The organism is Sphaerisporangium sp. NBC_01403, assembly GCF_045040145.1.
GTDB lineage: Bacteria > Actinomycetota > Actinomycetes > Streptosporangiales > Streptosporangiaceae > Sphaerisporangium > Sphaerisporangium viridialbum.
In genome coordinates this window covers 4,823,162-4,842,496 of the sequence record NZ_CP109534.1, presented here as the reverse complement: position 1 = coordinate 4,842,496, position 19,335 = coordinate 4,823,162, and the positions used below count along the sequence as shown (strand labels likewise).

Annotated in this window: 19 protein-coding genes and 1 riboswitch; of the genes, 8 read left to right on the top strand and 11 right to left on the bottom strand. The window is 70.5% G+C overall.

The window, feature by feature from the left end:
• Positions 1-93: 93 nt before the first annotated feature.
• The 7 genes from OG589_RS21795 to OG589_RS21765 form a co-directional block, all read right to left on the bottom strand.
• Positions 94-1,278: an ROK family protein gene (locus OG589_RS21795; RefSeq protein WP_405151771.1), complete on the bottom strand. Its 1,185-nt coding sequence runs from the start codon at positions 1,276-1,278 to the stop codon at positions 94-96.
• A gap of 126 nt (positions 1,279-1,404) precedes the next feature.
• Complete coding sequence (locus OG589_RS21790; RefSeq protein WP_405151769.1) at positions 1,405-2,148, bottom strand: glucose 1-dehydrogenase; 744 nt, start codon at positions 2,146-2,148, stop codon at positions 1,405-1,407.
• Between the two features lie 108 nt (positions 2,149-2,256).
• The gene (locus tag OG589_RS21785; RefSeq protein WP_405151767.1) at positions 2,257-3,300 is read right to left on the bottom strand and encodes an ABC transporter ATP-binding protein; all 1,044 of its coding nucleotides are present in this window, start codon (positions 3,298-3,300) and stop codon (positions 2,257-2,259) included.
• Positions 3,297-4,361 carry an ABC transporter ATP-binding protein gene (locus OG589_RS21780; RefSeq protein WP_405151765.1) on the bottom strand — a complete coding sequence of 355 codons (1,065 nt, stop codon included), beginning with the start codon at positions 4,359-4,361 and terminating at the stop codon, positions 3,297-3,299. The genes OG589_RS21785 and OG589_RS21780 overlap by 4 nt, the downstream gene beginning before the upstream one ends.
• A 41-nt stretch (positions 4,362-4,402) precedes the next feature.
• Positions 4,403-5,383, bottom strand: a complete 981-nt coding sequence (locus tag OG589_RS21775) for an ABC transporter permease (RefSeq protein ID WP_405151763.1) — start codon at positions 5,381-5,383, stop codon at positions 4,403-4,405.
• Positions 5,384-5,461: 78 nt separating this feature from the next.
• Positions 5,462-7,243, bottom strand: a complete 1,782-nt coding sequence (locus tag OG589_RS21770; protein ID WP_405151761.1) for an ABC transporter substrate-binding protein — start codon at positions 7,241-7,243, stop codon at positions 5,462-5,464.
• A gap of 58 nt (positions 7,244-7,301) precedes the next feature.
• Positions 7,302-8,330, bottom strand: coding sequence for an ABC transporter permease (locus OG589_RS21765; RefSeq protein ID WP_405151759.1), 1,029 nt, complete (start codon positions 8,328-8,330; stop codon positions 7,302-7,304).
• Between the two features lie 522 nt (positions 8,331-8,852).
• Positions 8,853-8,983, top strand: a riboswitch (FMN riboswitch).
• A gap of 343 nt (positions 8,984-9,326) precedes the next feature.
• Between OG589_RS21765 and OG589_RS21760 the strand changes: the two genes are divergently transcribed.
• From OG589_RS21760 to OG589_RS21730, 7 genes are all read left to right on the top strand, one after another.
• On the top strand, positions 9,327-9,935 hold the full coding sequence (locus OG589_RS21760; RefSeq protein WP_405151757.1) for a riboflavin synthase: 609 nt from the start codon (positions 9,327-9,329) through the stop codon (positions 9,933-9,935).
• The gene (locus tag OG589_RS21755) at positions 9,932-10,552 is read left to right on the top strand and encodes a nicotinamide riboside transporter PnuC (RefSeq protein ID WP_405151755.1); all 621 of its coding nucleotides are present in this window, start codon (positions 9,932-9,934) and stop codon (positions 10,550-10,552) included. The genes OG589_RS21760 and OG589_RS21755 overlap by 4 nt, the downstream gene beginning before the upstream one ends.
• A complete protein-coding gene (locus OG589_RS21750) occupies positions 10,549-11,766 on the top strand; it encodes a bifunctional 3,4-dihydroxy-2-butanone-4-phosphate synthase/GTP cyclohydrolase II (protein ID WP_405151753.1) in 1,218 nt (405 codons plus the stop codon). Before OG589_RS21755 ends, OG589_RS21750 begins: the two co-directional genes overlap by 4 nt.
• 58 nt (positions 11,767-11,824) lie before the next feature.
• Positions 11,825-12,295, top strand: a complete 471-nt coding sequence (gene ribH / locus OG589_RS21745; protein WP_405151752.1) for a 6,7-dimethyl-8-ribityllumazine synthase — start codon at positions 11,825-11,827, stop codon at positions 12,293-12,295.
• Positions 12,296-12,343: 48 nt separating this feature from the next.
• Positions 12,344-12,796: a PH domain-containing protein gene (locus tag OG589_RS21740; protein WP_405151751.1), complete on the top strand. Its 453-nt coding sequence runs from the start codon at positions 12,344-12,346 to the stop codon at positions 12,794-12,796.
• 87 nt (positions 12,797-12,883) lie between these two features.
• A complete protein-coding gene (locus OG589_RS21735; RefSeq protein WP_405151750.1) occupies positions 12,884-15,442 on the top strand; it encodes a BTAD domain-containing putative transcriptional regulator in 2,559 nt (852 codons plus the stop codon).
• Between the two features lie 85 nt (positions 15,443-15,527).
• Positions 15,528-15,905 carry a hypothetical protein gene (locus tag OG589_RS21730; RefSeq protein WP_405151748.1) on the top strand — a complete coding sequence of 126 codons (378 nt, stop codon included), beginning with the start codon at positions 15,528-15,530 and terminating at the stop codon, positions 15,903-15,905.
• Between the two features lie 126 nt (positions 15,906-16,031).
• On the opposite strand, the gene OG589_RS21725 is transcribed toward OG589_RS21730, so the two are convergent.
• The gene (locus OG589_RS21725) at positions 16,032-16,286 is read right to left on the bottom strand and encodes a hypothetical protein (RefSeq protein WP_405151747.1); all 255 of its coding nucleotides are present in this window, start codon (positions 16,284-16,286) and stop codon (positions 16,032-16,034) included.
• Positions 16,287-16,529: 243 nt separating this feature from the next.
• Positions 16,530-16,745 carry a winged helix-turn-helix transcriptional regulator gene (locus OG589_RS21720; RefSeq protein ID WP_405151745.1) on the bottom strand — a complete coding sequence of 72 codons (216 nt, stop codon included), beginning with the start codon at positions 16,743-16,745 and terminating at the stop codon, positions 16,530-16,532.
• Here OG589_RS21720 and OG589_RS21715 point away from each other — a divergent pair.
• Positions 16,738-16,968: a hypothetical protein gene (locus OG589_RS21715; RefSeq protein WP_405151744.1), complete on the top strand. Its 231-nt coding sequence runs from the start codon at positions 16,738-16,740 to the stop codon at positions 16,966-16,968. The two genes, OG589_RS21720 and OG589_RS21715, sit on opposite strands and share 8 nt — an antisense overlap.
• A 179-nt stretch (positions 16,969-17,147) precedes the next feature.
• Here OG589_RS21715 and OG589_RS21710 read toward each other — a convergent pair whose 3' ends face one another.
• Both OG589_RS21710 and OG589_RS21705 read right to left on the bottom strand, forming a co-directional pair.
• On the bottom strand, positions 17,148-18,308 hold the full coding sequence (locus OG589_RS21710) for an LLM class flavin-dependent oxidoreductase (RefSeq protein ID WP_405151742.1): 1,161 nt from the start codon (positions 18,306-18,308) through the stop codon (positions 17,148-17,150).
• A 3-nt stretch (positions 18,309-18,311) separates the two neighbouring features.
• On the bottom strand, positions 18,312-19,304 hold the full coding sequence (locus OG589_RS21705) for an ABC transporter substrate-binding protein (protein WP_405151740.1): 993 nt from the start codon (positions 19,302-19,304) through the stop codon (positions 18,312-18,314).
• Between the last annotated feature and the right edge of the window lie 31 nt (positions 19,305-19,335).

Here is a 19,335-nt window from a genome sequence, read left to right as displayed (position 1 = left end):
GGATCCGAAATGTCGCAGTAATGCGCTGTACCGCCGCACTGATGGAGATCTGCCGTGCGCCCGATCGCTGGCCGGCTCGCCGTGGACCCGTGGCTAGGCGTGCGCGGCGAACACGTGGTCGCTGATCAGGCGGGCCGCCCCGACGACGCCCGCGCCGTCCCCGAGCTCGGACAGCACGATCGGGAGGTTCCCCGTCGCGAGTGGCAGCGACCGCTGGTAGATCGCGCTGCGGACCTGGGCGAGCAGGACGTGGCCGAGCCCGGCCACCCCACCCGCGATGATCACCAGGCCCGGGTTGAAGAAGCTCACGAGGCCGGCGAGCACCCTGCCGACCCGCCGCCCCCCTTCGCGGACCATGCTCAGGGAGACCGGGTCGCCCGCGACCGCGCCCGCCGCGACGTCCTCGGCGGTGAGCGCGCCGCTCTCGGCGAGCCGGGCCGCGAGGAAGGGGGAGCGGCCGGACCGCGCCGCGGCCAGGGCGTCCCTGGACAGGGCCGCGCCTCCGAAGTAGGCCTCCAGGCAGCCGGAGTTGCCGCACGCGCACACGGGGCCGTGCTCGTCGACCTGGATGTGCCCGATGTCGCCCGCGCTGCCGGACACCCCGTGGTAGATCTTGCCGCCGACCACGATGCCGCACCCGATGCCGGTCCCGATCTTCACGAGGAGGAAGTCGTCGACGGACCTGGCGAGCCCGGCGTGCAGCTCGCCGAGCGCCATGATGTTCACGTCGTTGTCCACCAGCACGGGGCAGCCGAGCTCCTGGCCCATCGCCTCCCGCACCGGGTAGCGGTCCCAGCCGGGCATGATCGGGGGCGCGACCGGTATGCCCGCGGGGAAGCTCACCGGCCCGGGCAGGCCGATGCCGGCGCCGTGGATCTCGGCGGCGATGCCCCTGGCCCGCAGCTTGCCGAGCAGCTCGCGCGCCTGGCCGAGGACGGCGGCCGGGCCGTCGCGGATGTCGGCCGGGGCGGAGATCTGCCCGAGCACCTCCAGCTCGCCGTTGGTCACCGCCACGTCGATCGAGGTCGCGCCGATGTCGATGCCGGCGAACCGCAGGCCGGACGCGATGCGCACGATGCCGGACCGCCGTCCGCCGCGGGACGCCGCGAGCCCGGCGGGCTCCACGAGCCCGAGATCGGCGAGCCGGTCGAGCTCCACGGCCACCTTGGACCGGGAGAGCCGGACGACGTCGCCGAGCTCGGCGCGCGAGCGCGCGCCCTCCCCGCGAAGAAGCAGGAGGAGCCGCGCCTGATGGATGTTCTCGGGGCGAGCTGTCATTCGCCGGACGCGCCCTCCAGGTCGGAACTGCGCGAGTGAAGGTGACTACCTACGCGGACACCGCGAGAAGTTCCGCCGCATCGTACCCTTCTTCCTCTCAGTGGACAAAGTCCGCCACGCCCGCCGTCAGACCAGTCCTCCCGTGGCGCGGATGTTCTGGCCGGTCACCCAGCGGCCGTCGGGCCCCGCGAGGAACGCCACGACGTCGGCCACGTCCGAGGGCTCCCCGACCCGGCGGAGCGGGGTGATCGTGGAGACCATGCGCAGCCGCTCCTCGGAGTTGGTGGCCCGCAGCAGGTCGGTGTCGGTCGCGCCGGGGGAGACGGTGTTCACGGTGACGCCGCGCGGGCCGAGCTCCTGCGCCGCGACAGCGGTCAGCTGCTCGATCGCCCCCTTGCTGGCCGCGTACGGCGCGATGCCCGGCGCGGGGCGCACGGTGTTGAGGCTGGAGATGTTGACGATGCGGCCGCCGTCGCGTAAGTGCCTGGCGGCGTACCGGATGATGACGAACGCCGACCTGGCGTTGACCGTCATGACGCGGTCGAACAGCTCGTCGCCGGTCTCGGCGATGGGGGCCGGGGTGTAGGTGGCGGCGGCGTTGTTGACGACGATGTCGAGGGCCCCGAGGCGCTCGGCGGCGTCCGCCATCAGCCGCTCGGCGGCCTCGGGCTCGGCCAGGTCGATCTGGATGCCGTGGGCGCCGCCGCCCTCCGCCTTGACCGTCTCCTCGACCTGGGCGGCGGCCTCGGCGTTGCTCGCGTACGAGAACACGACCTCCGCGCCGTCGCGGGCGAGCCGCTCCACGATGGCCCTGCCGATGCCCCGGGACCCTCCGGTGACGACGGCCTTCTTCCCCTGAAGCGCTGCCACTGATGCCTCCACCTCGTTCACGACGTGCGGACCTGGCTCGAACCTACGGCGTCCGGACGATCGGTGCCAGGCGGAGGGGACGGCGCGTGCGCCGCCCGCCGCCTGGACTCAGGAGGTGAGCGCCGGGTCCAGGACGATCTCCTTCTCGCCGTGGATGGTCGGCTCCTCGGGGAAGTGGCAGGCGGTGAGGTGACCGTCGTGGTTGCCGCCGATCTGGATCAGCGGGGGCTCCTCGGCCGCGCACTTCTCCTTGGCCTTCCAGCACCGCGTGCGGAACCGGCAGCCGGACGGCGGGTCGATCGGCGAGGGCACGTCGCCGGCCAGGCGGATGCGCTCGGTCGCCACGCCGTCCTCGGGCACCGCCACCTCGGGCACGGCGGACAGCAGCGCGTGGGTGTACGGGTGGCGGGGCCGCTCGTAGATCGACTGCCGGTCGCCCACCTCGACGATCTTGCCGAGGTACATCACGGCCACCCGCTGGGAGACGTGCCGTACCACCGCGAGGTCGTGGGCGATGAACAGGAACGCGATGCCGAGGTCGCGCTGGAGCTGCTGCAGGAGGTTGACCACCTGGGCCTGGATCGACACGTCCAGGGCGGACACCGGCTCGTCGGCCACGATGAGCTTGGGCGAGAGGGCGAGCGCGCGGGCGACGCCGATGCGCTGCCGCTGTCCGCCGGAGAACTCGTGGGGGAACCGGTTGTAGTGCTCGGGGTTGAGGCCGACGATCTCCAGCAGCTCCTGGACGCGCTTCTGCCGCCCCCCGGCGGGCTGGATGCCGTTGACCTCCATCGGCCCGCTGATGATCGTGCCCACGGTGTGACGCGGGTTCAGCGACGAGTACGGGTCCTGGAAGATCATCTGGATCTCGGAGCGGATCGGCTTCAGCTCGCGGCGGCTGGCGTGGCTGATGTCGTTGCCGCGGTAGCGGATCGTGCCGTCCGTGGGTTCGAGCAGCCGGGCGACCAGGCGGCCGGTGGTGGACTTGCCGCATCCCGACTCGCCCACCAGGCCGAGGGCCTCGCCCGTCGCCACGGTCAGGTCGATGCCGTCCACGGCGTGCACGCGCCCGACCTGGCGCTTGAAGACCATCCCGCCCATGACGGGGAAGTGCTTGGTCAGGCCGGACAGCTCCAGCAGAGTCTCGGTCACAGTCGTTCCTTGATCGTGCCGTCGAAGATTTCCCGCTTCTGCGCGAGCGTCAGGTAGCAGGCGTCCCTGTGCCCCTCGGCCGGGGACAGCTCGGGCCGCTCGGTGGCGCACAGATCGGGGCCGACCAACTGGCGGTAGTCGCACCGGGGGTGGAAGGGACAGCCCGGCGGGGGGTTGAGCAGGCTGGGCGGCGTGCCGCGCACGGGCAGCAGCGGCAGGTCCACGTTGGAGTTCAGCTTCGGCATCGAGCCGAGCAGCCCCCAGGTGTACGGATGGTGCGGCTCGCGCAGCACCTGCTGCACGCTGCCCTGCTCGACGGCCCGCCCCGCGTACATCACCAGCACGTTGTGCGCGGTCTTGGCCACCACGCCGAGGTCGTGGGTGATCAGGATGATGGAGGTGCCGAAGTCCTGCTGGAGGTCCTTGAGCAGGTCGAGGATCTGCGCCTGCACGGTGACGTCCAGGGCGGTGGTCGGCTCGTCGGCGATGAGCAGGTCAGGATCGCACACCAGCGACATGGCGATCATGACGCGCTGGCGCATGCCGCCCGAGAACTGGTGGGGATAGTCGTCCACCCGGGTCTTGGCGTGCGGGATGCCCACCCGCTCAAGCATCTCGATGGCCCGCGCCCGGGCGTCCTTCTTGCCGGCGCCCTTGTGCTTGCGGTAGACCTCGGAGATCTGCCGGCCGATCGTGTGATACGGCGACAGCGAGGTCAGCGGGTCCTGGAAGATCATGGCGACCCTGTTGCCCCGGAGCTTCTCCATCGTGGCGCGGTCGGCGCCGATGAGCTCCTGGTCCTCCAGCCAGATCTCCCCGCCCATCTTGGTGTGGGAGGGGTCGTGCAGGCCGAGGATCGACAGGTTGGAGACCGACTTGCCCGAACCGGACTCGCCCACGATGCCGAGGGTGGTGCCCTTCTCCAGGTCGAACGAGAGGCCGTCCACCGCGTGGACGATGCCGTCCTCGGTGCTGAACTGCACGGACAGGTCGCGGACCGACAGGAACGGCCCGGGACCACGCGGTGTAGCGGGCTCGCGGTCCCAGGTGACGGTGGTCACTTGCTGCTCCTCGAATTCGTACGGCTTGTGCGCATGGCCGGTCAGACCAGCCTGACGCGCGGGTCGATGAAGGCGTAGAGGACGTCCACCACGATGTTCAGCAGCACGATCGCGAACGCCCCCACCAGGGTGACACCGAGGAGCATGGGCAGGTCGGTGTTCTGCACGGCGCGCACGGCCAGCTCGCCGATGCCGTGCAGAGTGAACGTCTGCTCGGTGATGATGGCGCCGCCGAGGAGGGTGGCGAGGTCCACGCCGAAGATGGTGACGATGGGGATCATCGCGCCGCGCCAGGCGAACCGCAGGAAGACCGTGCGGCCCGACATGCCCTTGGCCCGCGCCGTGCGCACGTAGTCCTCGGCGAGCTGCTCCACCATCACCGACCGGGTCATGCGGGTGTAGTTGGCGGTGAAGATGATCGACAGCACGACCCACGGGATCAGCAGGTGGACGAACCACCCGAGCGGGTCCTCGGTGAACGGGATGTACGAGGGGCGGGGAAGCAGGCCGAGGCTGTCCACCACGAAGAAGACCAGGATGGGGCCGACGAAGTAGATCTGCAGCGAGGCGCCGATCACCGACGACGTGCTGGCGATCTTGTCGAGCGGCTTCCCCTGCTGCCAGGCCGCGATCATGCCGGTGACGATGCCGAAGCTCAGGAGCACGGCCGCCGCGCCGATGGTCACCGAGAGGGTGACGGGGAAGCGGTCGAGGATGGCCGAGAAGACCGGCTCCTGGGTGGCGAAGGAGTAGCCGAGGCAGGGCGCGGGGCACTCGCCGAACTGCACGAGGTCACGCCCGGCGAAGATGCCGATCAACCAGTGCCAGTACTGCAGGAAGAGCGGCTCGTCCATGCCCAGGTTGTGGCGGATCAGCGCGAGGTTCTGGGGTGGGCAGATCTTCCCGCAGAACGCCCGCGCGGGGTCGCGGGGGATCGCGTAGAAGAGGAAGAACGTGACGGCACTGATGATCAGCAGGATCACGACTGCGCCGATGAGTCGACGGACGAAAAACCGGAACATGGCCTCGGGCTTCTTCTCCTGCTGGGTGGGACTGAGAGCCGCCGTCCGGGCCGGAGCCCGGACGGCGGCGACCGGTGACTACTTGACGTAGACGTTCGTCGGCGACTGCTCGCCGTCGAGCGCGCTGAACTCCACGCCGCCGAGCCCGGAGCCGTACAGACCGAAGTAGGTCTGGTAGTACTCGGGCACGATGGCGGCCTGCTCCATGATCTTCCTGTCGAGCGCGGCCCAGGCCTTGCCCGCCTCGGCCGCGTCGGTGATGGCGTTCGCGGCGTCGATTCCGGTGTTGATCTCCGGAACGTTGAGGTGGCTGTAGTTGGACGCGTTGTCCGCGATCAGCCGGCCGTCGAACAGCGGCTGGATCGCGGTCGAACCGGTCGGCCAGTCGGCCGCCCAGCCGCCCCAGTAGATGTCGAACTTGTTGTCCACCGGGCCGATGGCGTCGTAGAAGGTCGCCGGGTTGAGCGGCTTGGCCACGACGTTGAAGCCGGCCTTGGTCAGCGCGTCCTTGATGGCGACGGTGATCTTCTCCTGCGTCGGCGTCTGGTTGTAGGCGTAGACGACCGTCGGGTTCGGCTCGCCGGCCTCCTTCAGCAGCGCCTTGGCGGCCTCGGGGTCGCCGGTGGGCTTGGCCAGCATGCCGTACAGGTCGAAGGACTCGTAGCCGAGGACCGTCGGGCTCATCACCGTGGTGGCGATCTTGCCGGTGTTGACCTCACCGCCCGAGATCAGCTGGAGCTGCTTGGACGGCCAGGCCTTGATGATCGCCTGGCGGACCTTCACGTTCGTGATGCGCTTGGTGTTGATGTTGTAGAAGGTGGTGAACGGCGTCAGGCCCTGGATCGAGCGCTTCATGGCTTCGGCGTTGTTCAGCACCTCCTGCACGCGCTCGGCCGCGATGGCGTTGTGGAAGGTCATCGCCGTCTTGTCCGCCCCGGAGTCCGCGAGGAAGCGCTCGGTGGAGTTCTGCGCCTGGACGCCGAACTCCATGTGCCACTTGTCGGGGTACGCGTTGCGGATCGGGTCGGTCTTCGGGTCCCAGTTCGGGTTGCGCACGAGGTCCAGGGACTTGTCGGTCACATGGCTCTCGATCTGGTACGGCCCGGAGGAGAAGGGCTTCTTGTCGTACTTCTCCTTGGTGTCCTGCGCCTTGGGCACCACTCCGTAGCCGGTCATGGCGACCGTGAAGTTGAAGTCGGGGTGCGCGTCCTGCAGGTTGAAGACGACCGTCTTCTCGTCCGGGGTCTCGATCGCGTCCAGCGACTTGCCCTTGTACGGGCCCTCGTACGCCTTGCGGTAGTCGCCCTTGACCAGCCACTGCTGGACGTAGGTCGGGCCCTCGGTGATGAACGGCGCGTACAGGCGCTCGACGCTGTACTTGATGTCAGCCGAGGTGATCGGCGTGCCGTCCTGCCACTTCAGGCCGTCCTTGAGGGTGAACTTCCACGTCTTGCCGCCGTCGGTCGTGGTGCCGGTGTCGGTGGCGAGGTCGCCGACCAGCTTGATGCCGTCGGCGCCGGTGCGGTAGCCGGTCAGCTGCCGGGTGAACAGCTTGGAGGCCGTGGCGTTGTAGTTCAGGTAGATGCGGCCCGGGTCGAGGTGCGAGAAGTCGTCACGGTCGATCATGTTGACCGTGCCTCCCGGCTTGGCGCCCGCGACCGCGGTGGCCGGGCCCTGCGAGTCCTCGGCCGTGCCGACGACGATGGTGCTGACGGCCGCCTGCGTCTTGGTCGGCGTCGCGGCGGCGCCACCCGACGCGACGGGACCGCCGCCACCGCCCTTGGCGCAACCGGCCAGCGCGAGGGCCCCGGCCGTGAGGATCACCACCGCGGTGGTGGCCCTCCTGGGTGCGAATGTCATATCGACCTTCCTGATCATGTGCTTGCTGGTCCTGGTCAGCAGGTCAGCGGGTGGACGGCTATCGCCGGGTCTTGGGGTCGAAGGCGTCCCTCAGGGAGTCTCCGAGCAGGTTGAAGGCGACGACGAAGATCACCATGGACACACCGGGGAAGACCAGATAGGTGATGTCCTGGTGGTAGACGTTCGAGCCGACCAGGAACATGCGCCCCCAGTCGGGGGTCGGCTCGGTCATGCCGACGCCGAGGAACCCGAGCCCGGCCTCCGCGCCGACGTACAGCGGCAGCGCGAGCGTGGACTGGATGATGATCGGCGTCCACAGGTTGGGCAGCAGTTCCTTGAAGATGATCCGGAACGGCGAGGCCCCGGTCACCCTGGCCGCCTCGATGAACTCGCGCTCGCGAAGGGAGAGCACCTGCGAGCGCAGGAGGCGGGAGATGGTCGCCCAGCCGAGCACGGTGAGCACCACGCAGATGGAGACGTAGCGCAGCCAGATCGGCGTCTCCTCCTCCGGGGTCACGAACGCCGCCTCGACGACCGGCAGGAACACGATGAGGAACAGCTGGGAGGGGAACGCCAGCAGCGTGTCGATGACGCGGCCGATCACGTAGTCGGTCTTGCCTCCGACGTAGCCCGACCAGATGCCCATCACGACGCCGATGATCGTCGTGACGATCGTGACGACGATCGCGATGGACAGTGACGTGCGGATGCCGTAGACGAGCTGCATGAACACGTCGCGGCCGAGGCCCGGCTCCAGGCCGAACCAGAAGTCGCCGCTGACGCCTCCGTTGGGGGCGATCGGGTAGCCGTACTCGTTGAGCAGTCCCGGCGAGTTCTGACCGTAGGTGGTGTACGGATCCTTGCCGTACAGCCACGCGATCACCGGTGCGAGGATCGCGACCAGGAAGAAGAAGGCCACGATGACGGCGGACACCACCCCGGTGCGGTCACGGCGAAAGCGCCGCCACATGAGCTGAGCGGGGGAGCGGCCCACCAGGGGAGAGCCGCCCGCGCCGGCCGTCGCGGCCGGGACGGCGTCGACGGGGTCGGAACCGGCCTCGGTCGCGGCCTGTGAGGGGAGAGTCATTGTGCGGGTGCCACCAGAGATCGATCGCAGTAAATCGTGACTTGAGGGAACCTTGGCAATTTATTACCCGTTGGTCAATGTCCGCGACTCATCCTTTACACGATTTCGTGGTTCGTTGTGCAATGTCAATCAGGTTGTGTCCCCAAACCCATTGACCTGCGGCGATGTCGTGGGACAGACTACCGAACGCGTGCAATTTGAATTGTCACGATTCTGTGACACAAGCACGACACCGTCATGACGGAATCACCCCGTTTAACCGCCAAGTTGCCATATGTATAGGTACGGGTGCGCACGTACGGCGCCAAGAGGCGGCCAGAGCCGGAGCCCGGGTGTGCCGGATCCACGCGTCGCCGGCCGCGCCCGACCCCGACCCCTCGGCGAGCGGTTCCGGCTGGACGACCCCAACGCACTGCGCTGGGTCCAGAACCAGGGTGACCCCACCTAGCAAGCGCTTGGTTAAAGTAGGGGGTCGTGAGGGTTACGTCCGCTTTGCGGGACATGGCACACTGATAGGCAGAGCAGCGTGCTCCGGGGTCGGTGAAATTCCGAACCGGCGGTGACAGTCCGCGACCCGGCCGAGTCCATCGGCCGGTGGACCCGGTGGAATTCCGGGACCGACGGTTAAAGTCCGGATGGGAGGAAGCGCGCGAGCGTTCGGCGACCAGGTCGCCGGACGCCTCCGTGGTGCGTGTGCCGCACCCGATCACCCCGGGGCCCGCCGTGGCAGCAAGCTACTGGCGAGTAGGAGGGGCCGGGTGGGCCGACCGGACATCACCGCGTGCCGCGCGTTCCAGCGCGCCGCGCCTTCCGCCGCCGTTCCCGCTGTGCCCGCCATGGGTGGCTCACGCGCGCCCGGCGCCGTCCTCGCCTCTTCCCCGGCTTCCCCTGTCGCCGTGGAAGACGCGCGGGTCCTCATGGGTTGCTTCCTCACGCAGGATCCGATCGGCCCGGGCTTCCGGCTCCCCGCACGGTCGCATCGCATAAGGAGCGTTGATGTTCACTGGAATCGTTGAGGAGCTCGGCGAGCTCGCCGGGATCGAGGTGCTGCCCGACGCGGCGCGCTTCTCGATCCGCGGCGAGATCGTCGCCCCCGGCGCCCGCCACGGCGAGTCCATCGCGGTCAACGGGGTCTGCCTGACCGTCGTGGACGCCGGCGGCGACACCTTCACCGCCGACGTGATGAAGGAGACCCTCGACCGCAGCTCGCTCGGCTCCCTCACCCCCGGCACGCGGGTCAACCTCGAACGTGCCGTGCGCGCCGACCAGCGGCTCGGCGGCCACATCGTGCAGGGCCACGTGGACGGCACCGGCGAGGTGCTGTCCCGCGAGCCCGCCGAGCACTGGGAGGTCGTGCGCGTCTCGCTTCCGCCCGGCCTCGGCCGCTACGTGGTCGAGAAGGGGTCGATCGCCGTCGACGGCATCAGCCTGACCGTGGTCAGCGTCGAGGACGACCGGTTCGCCGTGAGCCTCATCCCCACCACGCTCCAGCTCACCACGCTCGGCTTCAAGCGGCCGGGCGACCCGGTGAACCTCGAGGTCGACGTGATCGCCAAGTACGTCGAGAAGCTCGTCGGCGCGCACGCCCAGGGAGCCGCGTCGTGAGCTGGGCCGAGGCGGGCTTCACCCTGGCGGGCCAGCACGTGCTCTGGGCCGACCTGGTCGGGAACATCTGCGCGCTCGCGACCGTGTGGCTGGCGATGAAGCGCACCATCTGGACCTGGCCCGTGCAACTGGCCGGGTCGGTGCTGCTGTTCGCCGCCTCGATCGAGGCGCACATCACCGGAAACGCGCTGAAGCAGGCGATGTTCGGCGTGCTCGCCCTGTACGGGTGGTTCCGCTGGTCGCGGGGCATCAAGGAGGGCAAGACGCTGCCCGTACGTCCGGGGAGCACCCGCGAGCGGGTCACGCTGGTCGCGGTCATGGTGGCCGCCACGGCGCTGGTCGCCCTCTTCTTCACCGTGACCGGGTGGTCGTGGGCCCCCGTCCCCGACGCCTACATCTTCGTCGGCAGCGCCATCGCCACCTACGCCCAGGGCCGGGCGCTGATCGACTTCTGGTGGATCTGGATCGCGGTGGACGTGGTCGGCGTCCCCCTGGCGTTCAGCTCCGGCCTCGTCGTCTCCGGCGTGGTCTACGGCGTCTTCTTCGTCATGGTTCTGCTCGGGATCCGCGAATGGCGGCGGCAGTACAGCCGCCGGCTGGAGGTAGTCACAGCATGAGCGACATCACGCTCGACCCGATCGAGCGCGCGATCGGCGACATACGCGAGGGCCGGCCCGTCGTGGTCGTCGACGACGAGAACCGCGAGAACGAGGGCGACATCATCTTCGCCGCGTCCAAGGCCACCCCCGAGCTGCTGGCCTTCACGATCCGCTACACCAGCGGCGTCATCTGCGTCCCCATGCTGGGCGAGGACCTCGACCGGCTCGGCCTGCCGCTGATGGTCCACCAGAACCGCGAGCGGCTCCGCACGGCGTACACGATCAGCGTGGACGCGCGCGACGGCGTGACCACCGGCATCTCCGCCGCCGACAGGGCGAAGACCATCCGCACCCTCGCGGACTCGGCCACCGAGCCCTTCGACCTCGTACGTCCCGGCCACATCTTCCCCCTGCGCTACCACAACGGCGGGGTGCTCGCCCGCCGCGGCCACACCGAGGCGGCCGTCGACCTGGCGCGGCTCGGCGGGCTCACCCCCGCGGGGGTGCTCGCCGAGATCGTCAACGACGACGGGACGATGGCACGGCTGCCCGAGCTGCGCAGGTTCGCCGACGAGCACGACCTCGCGCTCGTCTCCATCGAGCAGCTGGCGGAGCACCGCCGCCGCACCGAGCGCGTGGTCGTGCGGGTCGCCGTCACCGAGATCCCGAACCGGTACGGCCTGTGGCGCGCGTACGGCTTCTCCAGCGGCATCGACGGCGGCGAGCACATGGCCCTGGTCTACGGGGACCTCGGCGACGGCGAGAACATCCTGGTGCGCGCGCACTCCGAGTGCCTGACCGGCGACGTCCTCGGCTCGCTGCGCTGCGACTGCGGCGTGCAGCTCGACCACGCCATGCGCGCCGTCGCGGCGGAGGGCAGGGGCGTCATCGTCTACCTGCGCGGCCACGAGGGGCGCGGCATCGGGCTGCTGGCCAAGCTGAAGGCCTACAGTCTCCAGGACAACGGCAGCGACACCGTGGACGCCAACCTGGAGCTCGGCCTTCCCGTGGACGCGCGCGAGTTCTCCAACGCCGGCCAGATGCTGGCCGACCTCGGGGTCAAGTCGGTGCGGGTGCTGACCAACAACCCCGCGAAGCTGCGCGGCCTCGACGGCTACGGCATCAAGGTGCTCGGCCGCGCGCCCATGCCGGTGGCCGCCAACGAGTACAACATCAAGTACCTCACGGCCAAGCGCGACAGGCTCGGCCACCAGATCGAAGGAGTCCGATGAGCGGGGTCGAACGCACCACACGCGGCCGGTGGAAGCGAGAGCTCCGCGGGGAGGGCCGATGAGCGGCGAGGGACGCCCCCAGCCCACCCCCGTCGCCGCGCGGGGGCTGACCGTGGGCATCGTGGTCGCCCGGTGGCACGAGCGGATCACCGACCAGCTCCTGGCCCGCGCGGAGCGGGCCGCCGAGGAGTGCGGCGCGGCCAGCGTGGCGGTGCGGGTGGCGGGCTCGCTGGAGATCCCGGTCGTCGCGCAGGCCCTCGCCCGGCGGTGCGACGCCGTCGTCGCGCTCGGCGTCGTGGTGCGGGGCGAGACGGCCCACTTCCAGTACGTCTGCGACTCGGTCACATCGGGACTGACCCGGGTGTCCCTGGACGAGTCGACTCCGGTGGGCAACGGGGTCCTCACGTGTGACAACCTTGATCAGGCCGTCGACCGTGCGGGCCTGCCCGGAAGTCACGAGGACAAGGGATACGAGGCAACGGTCGCGGCGCTCGAGACAGCTCTGGTCCTGCGTGATCTGAAGGGATGAGGAACTTGCCGCGCCGATCCACCTGCCGCGCCCACCGGACGGGCCGCCGTGCCTGAGAGCGACCTCCCGCCCCTGCCGGTCATCTGGCGTCCGCGCCGCGCCCGGATCCTGGCGTACGGCTTCGCCACCGTGATGGTGGCCGGTTCGATCGTGCTCGCGGTGCTCCTGCCTCCGCCGTTCAAGCTGCCCGACAAGATCGGCCTGGTGGTCTTCGGCTGCCTGGTCGCGTTCGTCCTGCACCTGCTCGGGCGGCTGCGCGTCGAGGCCGACGAGCGGGGCGTGACGGTCGTCAACGCCGTACGGGTCCACCGGTACGAATGGCCCGAAGTGCTCGGGGTGAACCTCCCCGAGGGGGAGCCGTGGCCCAAGCTCGACCTCGCGGACGGCTCCAGCGTCGGCGCCATGGGCATCCAGGGCGCCGAGAAGAGCCGCTCGCAGAAGGCCGTGACCGAGCTGCGCGCGCTCATCCACCAGTACGGCGAGGCCCCCGACCGCCGCTAGGCCGATGATCGGGAGGATCTGCCCGTGGAATTCCGGATTATGGGGCCATTAGAGGTACGTGACGGCGCGGAGGATCGCACGCCGACCGTGCCGAAGCACCGTGATCTGCTGGCACTGTTCCTGCTCAACGCGCGCAGACCGCTCACCGCCGGGCGGTTGCGTCAGCTGCTGTGGCCGCGAGAGGACGGCGACAGGTCCGACTCCCTGATCCGCGGCTACATCGGCCGGCTGCGGCAGCTCGTGGGCAAGGACGTCATCACCACCGTGTCGGGCACCTACACCCTTGCCATCGAGGACCACCAGGTCGATGTCGGCCGCTTCCGGCGGCTCGTGCACGAGGGCACGAGCGGTCGCGACGGCGCGAAGCTGCGGGAGGCGCTGAGCCTGTGGCGCGGCCCCGTCCTAGCCGACGTCGACCCCGACGCCCAACGCTGGGCCGAGACACGGCGGCTGCGCGAGGAGCTCGAAGAGCTCCGCCTGTTCGCCGTGGAACGCCGGATCGACCTCGATCTGGAGGGGGGCCACCACCGCACGCTGCTGGCCGAGCTCGGGACGCTCGTGGCGCGGCACCCGCTGCGGCAGAGCTTACGCGGCCTGTACATGCTCGCGCTGTACCGCAGCGGGCGGCGCGTGGAGGCGCTCGCCTCCTATCGCGCCCTGCGTGACCAGCTCGACGACGGGCACGCCATCGAACCCGATCCCGAGCTGCAGCTGCTCTACCACCGCATGCTGCACGACGACGTCATGCTGCACGTCTCGGCGGGTCCGCCGGTGCTGCTGCCGCGCGACGTGGCCCACTTCACCGGCCGGGCCGACCTGCTCGACCAGATGATCTCCGGCCTGGTCGTCGTGCACGGCCAGGCCGGCGTGGGCAAGTCGGCCCTCGCCGTGCACGCCGCCTGGCGGCATCGCGACCGCTTCCCCGACGGCATCCTCTACGCCGACCTGCGCGAGTCGACGAGGCCGGCCGCGATCCTGGAGGACTTCCTGCGCTGGCTCGGCTGCCCCGCCCAGGCCGTCCCCGCGGCCTTCGACCAGAGGCAGAAGCTCCTGCGCACCTACACCGCCAACCGCCGCATGCTCGTGCTGCTCGACAACGCCGCCGACGAGTCCCAGGTGCGGCCGCTGCTCACCTCCTGCCCGACCATCGTGACGAGCAGGTCCGCGCTCGGCGGGCTCACCGGCGCCATGCGGGTGCCGCTCGGCGTGCTCGACGACGACGAGGCGTGCGGCCTGCTCGTCAAGCTGATCGGGCAGGAGCGCGCGGAGGACGAGGGGGTGCGGAAGGTGGTGCGCTTCTGCGGCGGCCTGCCGATCGCCCTGCGAGTCGCCGGCTCCCGCCTCGCCGCCAGGCCCGGCTGGACCCCCGGCTACCTGGCCGGCCTGCTGGAGGACGAGTCCAGGCGGCTGGACCGGCTCCATTCGGGCGACCAGACGGTCAGAAGCGTGTACGCCATCGGCTACGACGGGCTGTCGCGGGAGGCCAGGCGCCTGCTCCGCCTGCTCGGGACGTTGTCCGCCCCCGACGTCGCCGACTGGGCCGCCCAGATCTTCGGCGACCAGGCGGACGCACTCCTCGACGCCGGCCTGCTGGAGGCGCACACCGTGGACGTGGCCGGCCAGGTCCGCTACCGGCTGCACGATCTGACCCGGCTCTTCGCCCGCGAACGGCTGGTGGAGGAGGACGGCGTGCAGGTCGTGCGCGCCGAGCTCGCGAAGCTCCAGGCCGTCGCCGTGGCCCGGGTGCGGACTTCGAGGTTCACCCTCGTCTCCAGCGCCCCCTCCCCGGGGAACTTCGCCACCAGGGACATCAAGGAGTCGGTGGAGTGGCTGGCCGCCGAGCGGGCCTTCCTGGTCTGCCTGGTCGACGACCTGCACGGGGTCCTCCTCGACGACGGCGCGTGGCGGCTCGCGCACCTGCTCGTGCCCTTCCTGGAACGGTGGAGGTTCCTCGACGACTGGCACCAGGTCTGCGAGACGGGCCTGAACGCGGCCCGCCGTACCGGCGACGTCCGCGCCGAGGCGCTGATCCTTCGCGACCAGGGCGACCTGCACCGGGCCCGGCGCCGGTGGGACCAGGCCTCGGACCTGCTCACGCGGGCGCTGGACATGCTCCGGCGCGAAGGCAGGAGCCGCGACGTGGCGCACACCCAGCGCAGGCTCGGCCAGGTGCTTCTGGATCAGGGCCGCCTCGGCGAGGCCGAGCGCACTCTCACCGCGTGCCTGCACGCCCTGGGCGGCAGCGCCAGGGGCACCGCGGAGGCACTGCAGGCGCTCGGCACGGTGCTGCACAGGGCCGGGCGCCCGGAGGAGGCGGCCCAGCGGCTCGCCGGCGCCGCCGGGCACTTCGCCGGTCTCGGTGATCGTCACCGCCACGCCGACACCCTGCTGGAGCTGGCCTCGGTACGGCTGGCGCAGCGCCAGGTGCCCGAGGCCAGGGAATGCGCGGAGAAGGCGAGGGGCATCGCCGTACGGCTCGGCGACCGGCTGCTCGACGCGCACGCCCTGCTGGCGCTCGCCCGGGTGAACCATGCGGAGGGGGCGGGCGGCCTGGCCCGCGAAATGGCCGGGGAAGCACTGAAGGCCTTCGACTCCGTGGGCGACGAGCAGGGCCGCGAGGCGGCGCTCGTCCTGCTCTCCCGCTGACTCAACGCATCCTCAACACGGAGTCAACACGCTACGTCCTACCTTCCTCTCGTCCAGGCAACGACCAGATGAGAGGAAGCCGACAATGATCGCGACTCGCGCCCGGCTCCGCACCTCCCTCGCCGCGCTGACCATCGCCGCCGCAGGCGCCGGCCTGGTGGCGTCCGCCCCCTCGGCGAACGCCCAGAGCACGGCCTCCACCGCCTCCGCGTCCACCAGTGCCGCGGCCTCCTCAAGCCAGGCGAAGGCGGCCAAGTGGTGCGGGCCTTGGCGGCACACCGTCGGGACCGTCACGCAGACCGTCTACGTCACGAACAAGAACTGCCGCGGGGGCATCAGCTTCCAGGTCAGGGAGGCCTACGGTCCCGACAGCCCGTGCATCGTGGCGAGCTACGGCCACACCAGGTCCTGGAAGTGGTCCAGGCACAAGACCTTCCAGGGCATCCGGTGGAACTGCGCGTGATCGGACGGGCCTCCACACGCCTGGGCGGGACACCCGCCCAGGCGCCTTCCGTGGCCCGGTCGCCCGCGTCGCCGCGGGACGCCGGGCCAAGGGGAGGACGGCGGTGGCCGACGGGGCCCGTACGTCTCAGCCCGCCCCGGTGGGGGGATGGCGGCTCTTGCGGCGCGCCTCGGCCGCGGCCTGCTCGTCGAGCTGGCGGGCCAGGTCCTCCAGGTTGTCGGCGCCGAGCACGTTGGAGACGCCGAACGCCGCGGCGGCGCTGGACCACGGGTGACGCCGGTAGGCCACCCAGCCGCCGTAGAAGTCCAGGATCTCCCACGTCCTGCCGTGGCTCTGCTGGACCTGCGCCAGCGTCAGCGCGCTCACGGTCACTGGTCGCATGCCGGGCCTCCGTGGCGTAGGCGCGGATATCTCAGCCTCGCGGCGGCGCGGTGCGGCACGTGGGGGGGGACGGCGTGCGTGGAGGCCACTATGACAGCTTCCCTTCGTCGGAAACCCGAGTCAATATCGCGTTTACAGAACGTGGTGCTCCCGTTCAAACATGATTCGGAGTCGAAGGGCCTCCGGATGACGCTTCGGCGAATTCTTCTTGCCGGTCGGCTGTTCTGTCGCGCCAAAAGGGTGTTACCGGGGGTAGAGTGCCGCCTCCTCGGCGCGGTCCTGCGCGTCGAGGACCTCGTCGCCGTGTTCGTGCGCCCATTCCCCGAAGGCCTCGATCGGCCCGAGCGGCGTGCGGCCGAGGCCGGTGAGCTGGTACTCCACGCGGGGCGGCGCCTCCTGGAACGCCTGGCGGGACACCAGGCCGTTGTACTCCAGCCGGCGCGGTGTCTCGGTGAGCACCTTGGTGCCGATCCCGCCGATCCGGTCCCGCGGATCACCCGGGCGGCACGGCCCGTCGCTCGTCGCCGACCTCGGATACGAGCCGGTCGACGGCGGCGGCCTGGAACGCGCGGGGCTCCTGGCGGCGATGGTGGCGCTCATGGTCCCGATGTGGCCGGCGGGCGTGGACGCCCGCGCGATCGTCCCGCCGCTGGAATACGCCTTCGGCGACCGTTCCTCATGAATTGGATGAACGGCGATCCTCGCTCCCGAACGGTTAAACCATGAGAAGCATGGTAAATTCCACCGCCCGGCGCATTATGTGCGCGGAAAAACGTTCCTTACAGCGGGAGTTGAGAGAGGAATTCCCGCCGGGGCCGAGGCGGGAATTCCCTCGTACGCATTCGAAAACGCGTGATCAGGTCAGGCGGTGAGCCGGACGGGTTCCCCCGTGCGGTCGAGGACGCCCCGGCGGCGCAGCTCGGGCAGCACCCCCTCGCCGAACCAGTAGGCCTCCTCCAGGTGCGGGTAGCCGGACAGGACGAACTCGGTGATGCCCTGGTCGGCGTACTCCTCGACGAGGTCGGCGACCTCGGCGTGGCTGCCGACCAGCGCCGTCCCCGCGCCGCCGCGCACGAGCCCGACGCCCGCCCACAGGCCCGGGTGGACCTCCAGGTCGTGGACGCTTCCGCCGTCGCGCCGGTAGCCCTCGTGCAGGGCGAGCATGCGCTTCTGCCCGACCGAGTCGCTCCGCCCGAGCGTCTGCTGCGCCGTGCGCACGTCGGCGGGGTCGATCGCGTCCAGCAGGCGGCCGGCCTCCGCCCACGCCTCCTCGGAGGTGTCGCGGGCGATGACGTGCAGCCGGATGCCGAACCTCAGCGTCCGTCCCTCCCCGGCGGCGAGTCCCCGCACCCAGGCGATCTTCTCCGCCACCTGGGCGGGCGGCTCGCCCCAGGTGAGGTACGTCTGGACGTGCCGCGCCGCGACCGTGCCCGCCGCCGCCGACGAGCCGCCGAAGTACAGCTCGGGCACCGGGTCGGGCCGCTCGGCCACCCTGGCGCCCTCCACCTGGTAGTGCGCGCCGGCGAAGTCGTACGGGGTGCCGCTCCAGGCCCCGCGCACGATGGAGAGGAACTCGTCGGTGCGCGCGTACCGCTCGTCCTTCGACAGGTGGTCGCCGAAACGGCGCTGCTCGGTGCTCTCCCCGCCGGTGACGATGTTGAGCAGCAGGCGCCCGCCGGAGATCCGCTGGTAGGTCGCGGCCATCTGGGCGGCCAGGGTGGGGGAGACGAAGCCCGGCCGGAAGGCCACGAGGAACTTCAGCCGCGTGGTCTGCTGGGTGAGCGCGGCGGTGACCAGCCAGGCGTCCTCGCACCAGGTGCCCGTCGGGGTGAGCACCGCCTCGAAGCCGAGCTGCTCGGCCGACCTGGCGATCTGGCCGAGGTAGTCGATGGTGGGCGGCCGGAAGGCGCTGGCGGTGGGCCGTCCGTGCCCGCGCTGGAGCCCGTGGCCGCCGCCGACGATCGCGCGGCTGTCCCCGGAGGTGGGCAGGAACCAGTGGAACTTCAGATCCTTCGAAGACATTGCTCAGGTGTCCTTCTTGACGATGTCGTTGAACCGGCGGTCGGCGAAGTCGGCGAAGACGATCTTCCCGGGGAGCAGCCCGCCGGCGGTGAAGGCGTCGGCCATCTCCTGCTCGGAGGCCACCAGGGCGTCGTCGATCGGCACTGGGGTGGTGGTCCGGTTGCCGGCGGCGGCCAGCGTGACCTCCACCGGCAGGCCCGTCTCCTTGGCCCAGACCTTGGCCCACTCGGCCTGGTGGGAGTTGGCCCAGATCTTCGCGCGCTGCAGGCGGGTGAGGTAGTCGCGGATCGCCCCTGCCTTGGCCGTGTCGGCGAGCGCCGCCTGGCCCGCGACCTGGAAGTTGTAGCCGTTGACGTAGCCGGTGCCGTCCACCAGGAGCTGGGCCTTGTTCTGCAGCCGGGCCTGGGAGGTGTAGGGGTCCCAGATGGCCCAGGCGTCGATCTGCCCGGAGGTGAAGGCGGCCAGCGCGTCCGCGGGCTGCAGGTAGCTCACCGTGATGTCGTCGAAGGTCAGGTTCTCCTTCTTCAGCACGGCGAGCAGGTGGTAGTGCGCCGAGCTGCCCTTGGCGACCGCGACGCGCCTGCCCTTGAGCTGGGCGGGGGCCGTGATGGCCGACCCCGGGGGGACCACGATGGCCGCGCCCGCGACGTTCTGCCGGTCGGCGGCCACGACGGCGACCTTCGAGCCGGCCGCCGCCGCGAAGATCGGCGGTGTGTTGCCCACGGCGCCGAGGTCGACGCCCCCGGCGTTCACCGCTTCGAGCAGCGGGGGCCCGGAGGGGAACTGTGCCCAGGTCACCTTGTACGGCAGCTTGTCGAGCTCGCCCGCGGCGGCCAGGAGCACCTGCGAGCCGGCCTTCTGGTCGCCGATCTTGAGGGTGACCCCCGAGTCGCCGGAGGCGGAGCCGGTGGAGCCCCCTCCCGCGGTGCTCCCGCACGCGGCGAGCACCGCGGCCACGCCTAACGCCCCGAGCAGCCGGGCCGCTTTGCCGATCATCGCGTCGCCTCCGGGGTGAGGCGGGTCGTGG

Bases quoted from the DNA above. Each gene is read 5' to 3' on its own strand.
- OG589_RS21760 (WP_405151757.1), top strand. From the start codon at position 9,327: ATGTTCACTGGAATCGTTGAGGAGCTCGGCGAGCTCGCCGGGATCGAG.
- OG589_RS21770 (WP_405151761.1), bottom strand. From the start codon at position 7,243: ATGACATTCGCACCCAGGAGGGCCACCACCGCGGTGGTGATCCTCACG.
- OG589_RS21775 (WP_405151763.1), bottom strand. From the start codon at position 5,383: ATGTTCCGGTTTTTCGTCCGTCGACTCATCGGCGCAGTCGTGATCCTG.
- OG589_RS21795 (WP_405151771.1), bottom strand. From the start codon at position 1,278: ATGACAGCTCGCCCCGAGAACATCCATCAGGCGCGGCTCCTCCTGCTT.
- OG589_RS21705 (WP_405151740.1), bottom strand. From the start codon at position 19,304: ATGATCGGCAAAGCGGCCCGGCTGCTCGGGGCGTTAGGCGTGGCCGCG.
- OG589_RS21730 (WP_405151748.1), top strand. From the start codon at position 15,528: ATGATCGCGACTCGCGCCCGGCTCCGCACCTCCCTCGCCGCGCTGACC.
- OG589_RS21765 (WP_405151759.1), bottom strand. From the start codon at position 8,330: ATGACTCTCCCCTCACAGGCCGCGACCGAGGCCGGTTCCGACCCCGTC.
- OG589_RS21710 (WP_405151742.1), bottom strand. From the start codon at position 18,308: ATGTCTTCGAAGGATCTGAAGTTCCACTGGTTCCTGCCCACCTCCGGG.
- OG589_RS21725 (WP_405151747.1), bottom strand. From the start codon at position 16,286: ATGCGACCAGTGACCGTGAGCGCGCTGACGCTGGCGCAGGTCCAGCAG.
- ribH (WP_405151752.1), top strand. From the start codon at position 11,825: ATGAGCGGCGAGGGACGCCCCCAGCCCACCCCCGTCGCCGCGCGGGGG.
- OG589_RS21750 (WP_405151753.1), top strand. From the start codon at position 10,549: ATGAGCGACATCACGCTCGACCCGATCGAGCGCGCGATCGGCGACATA.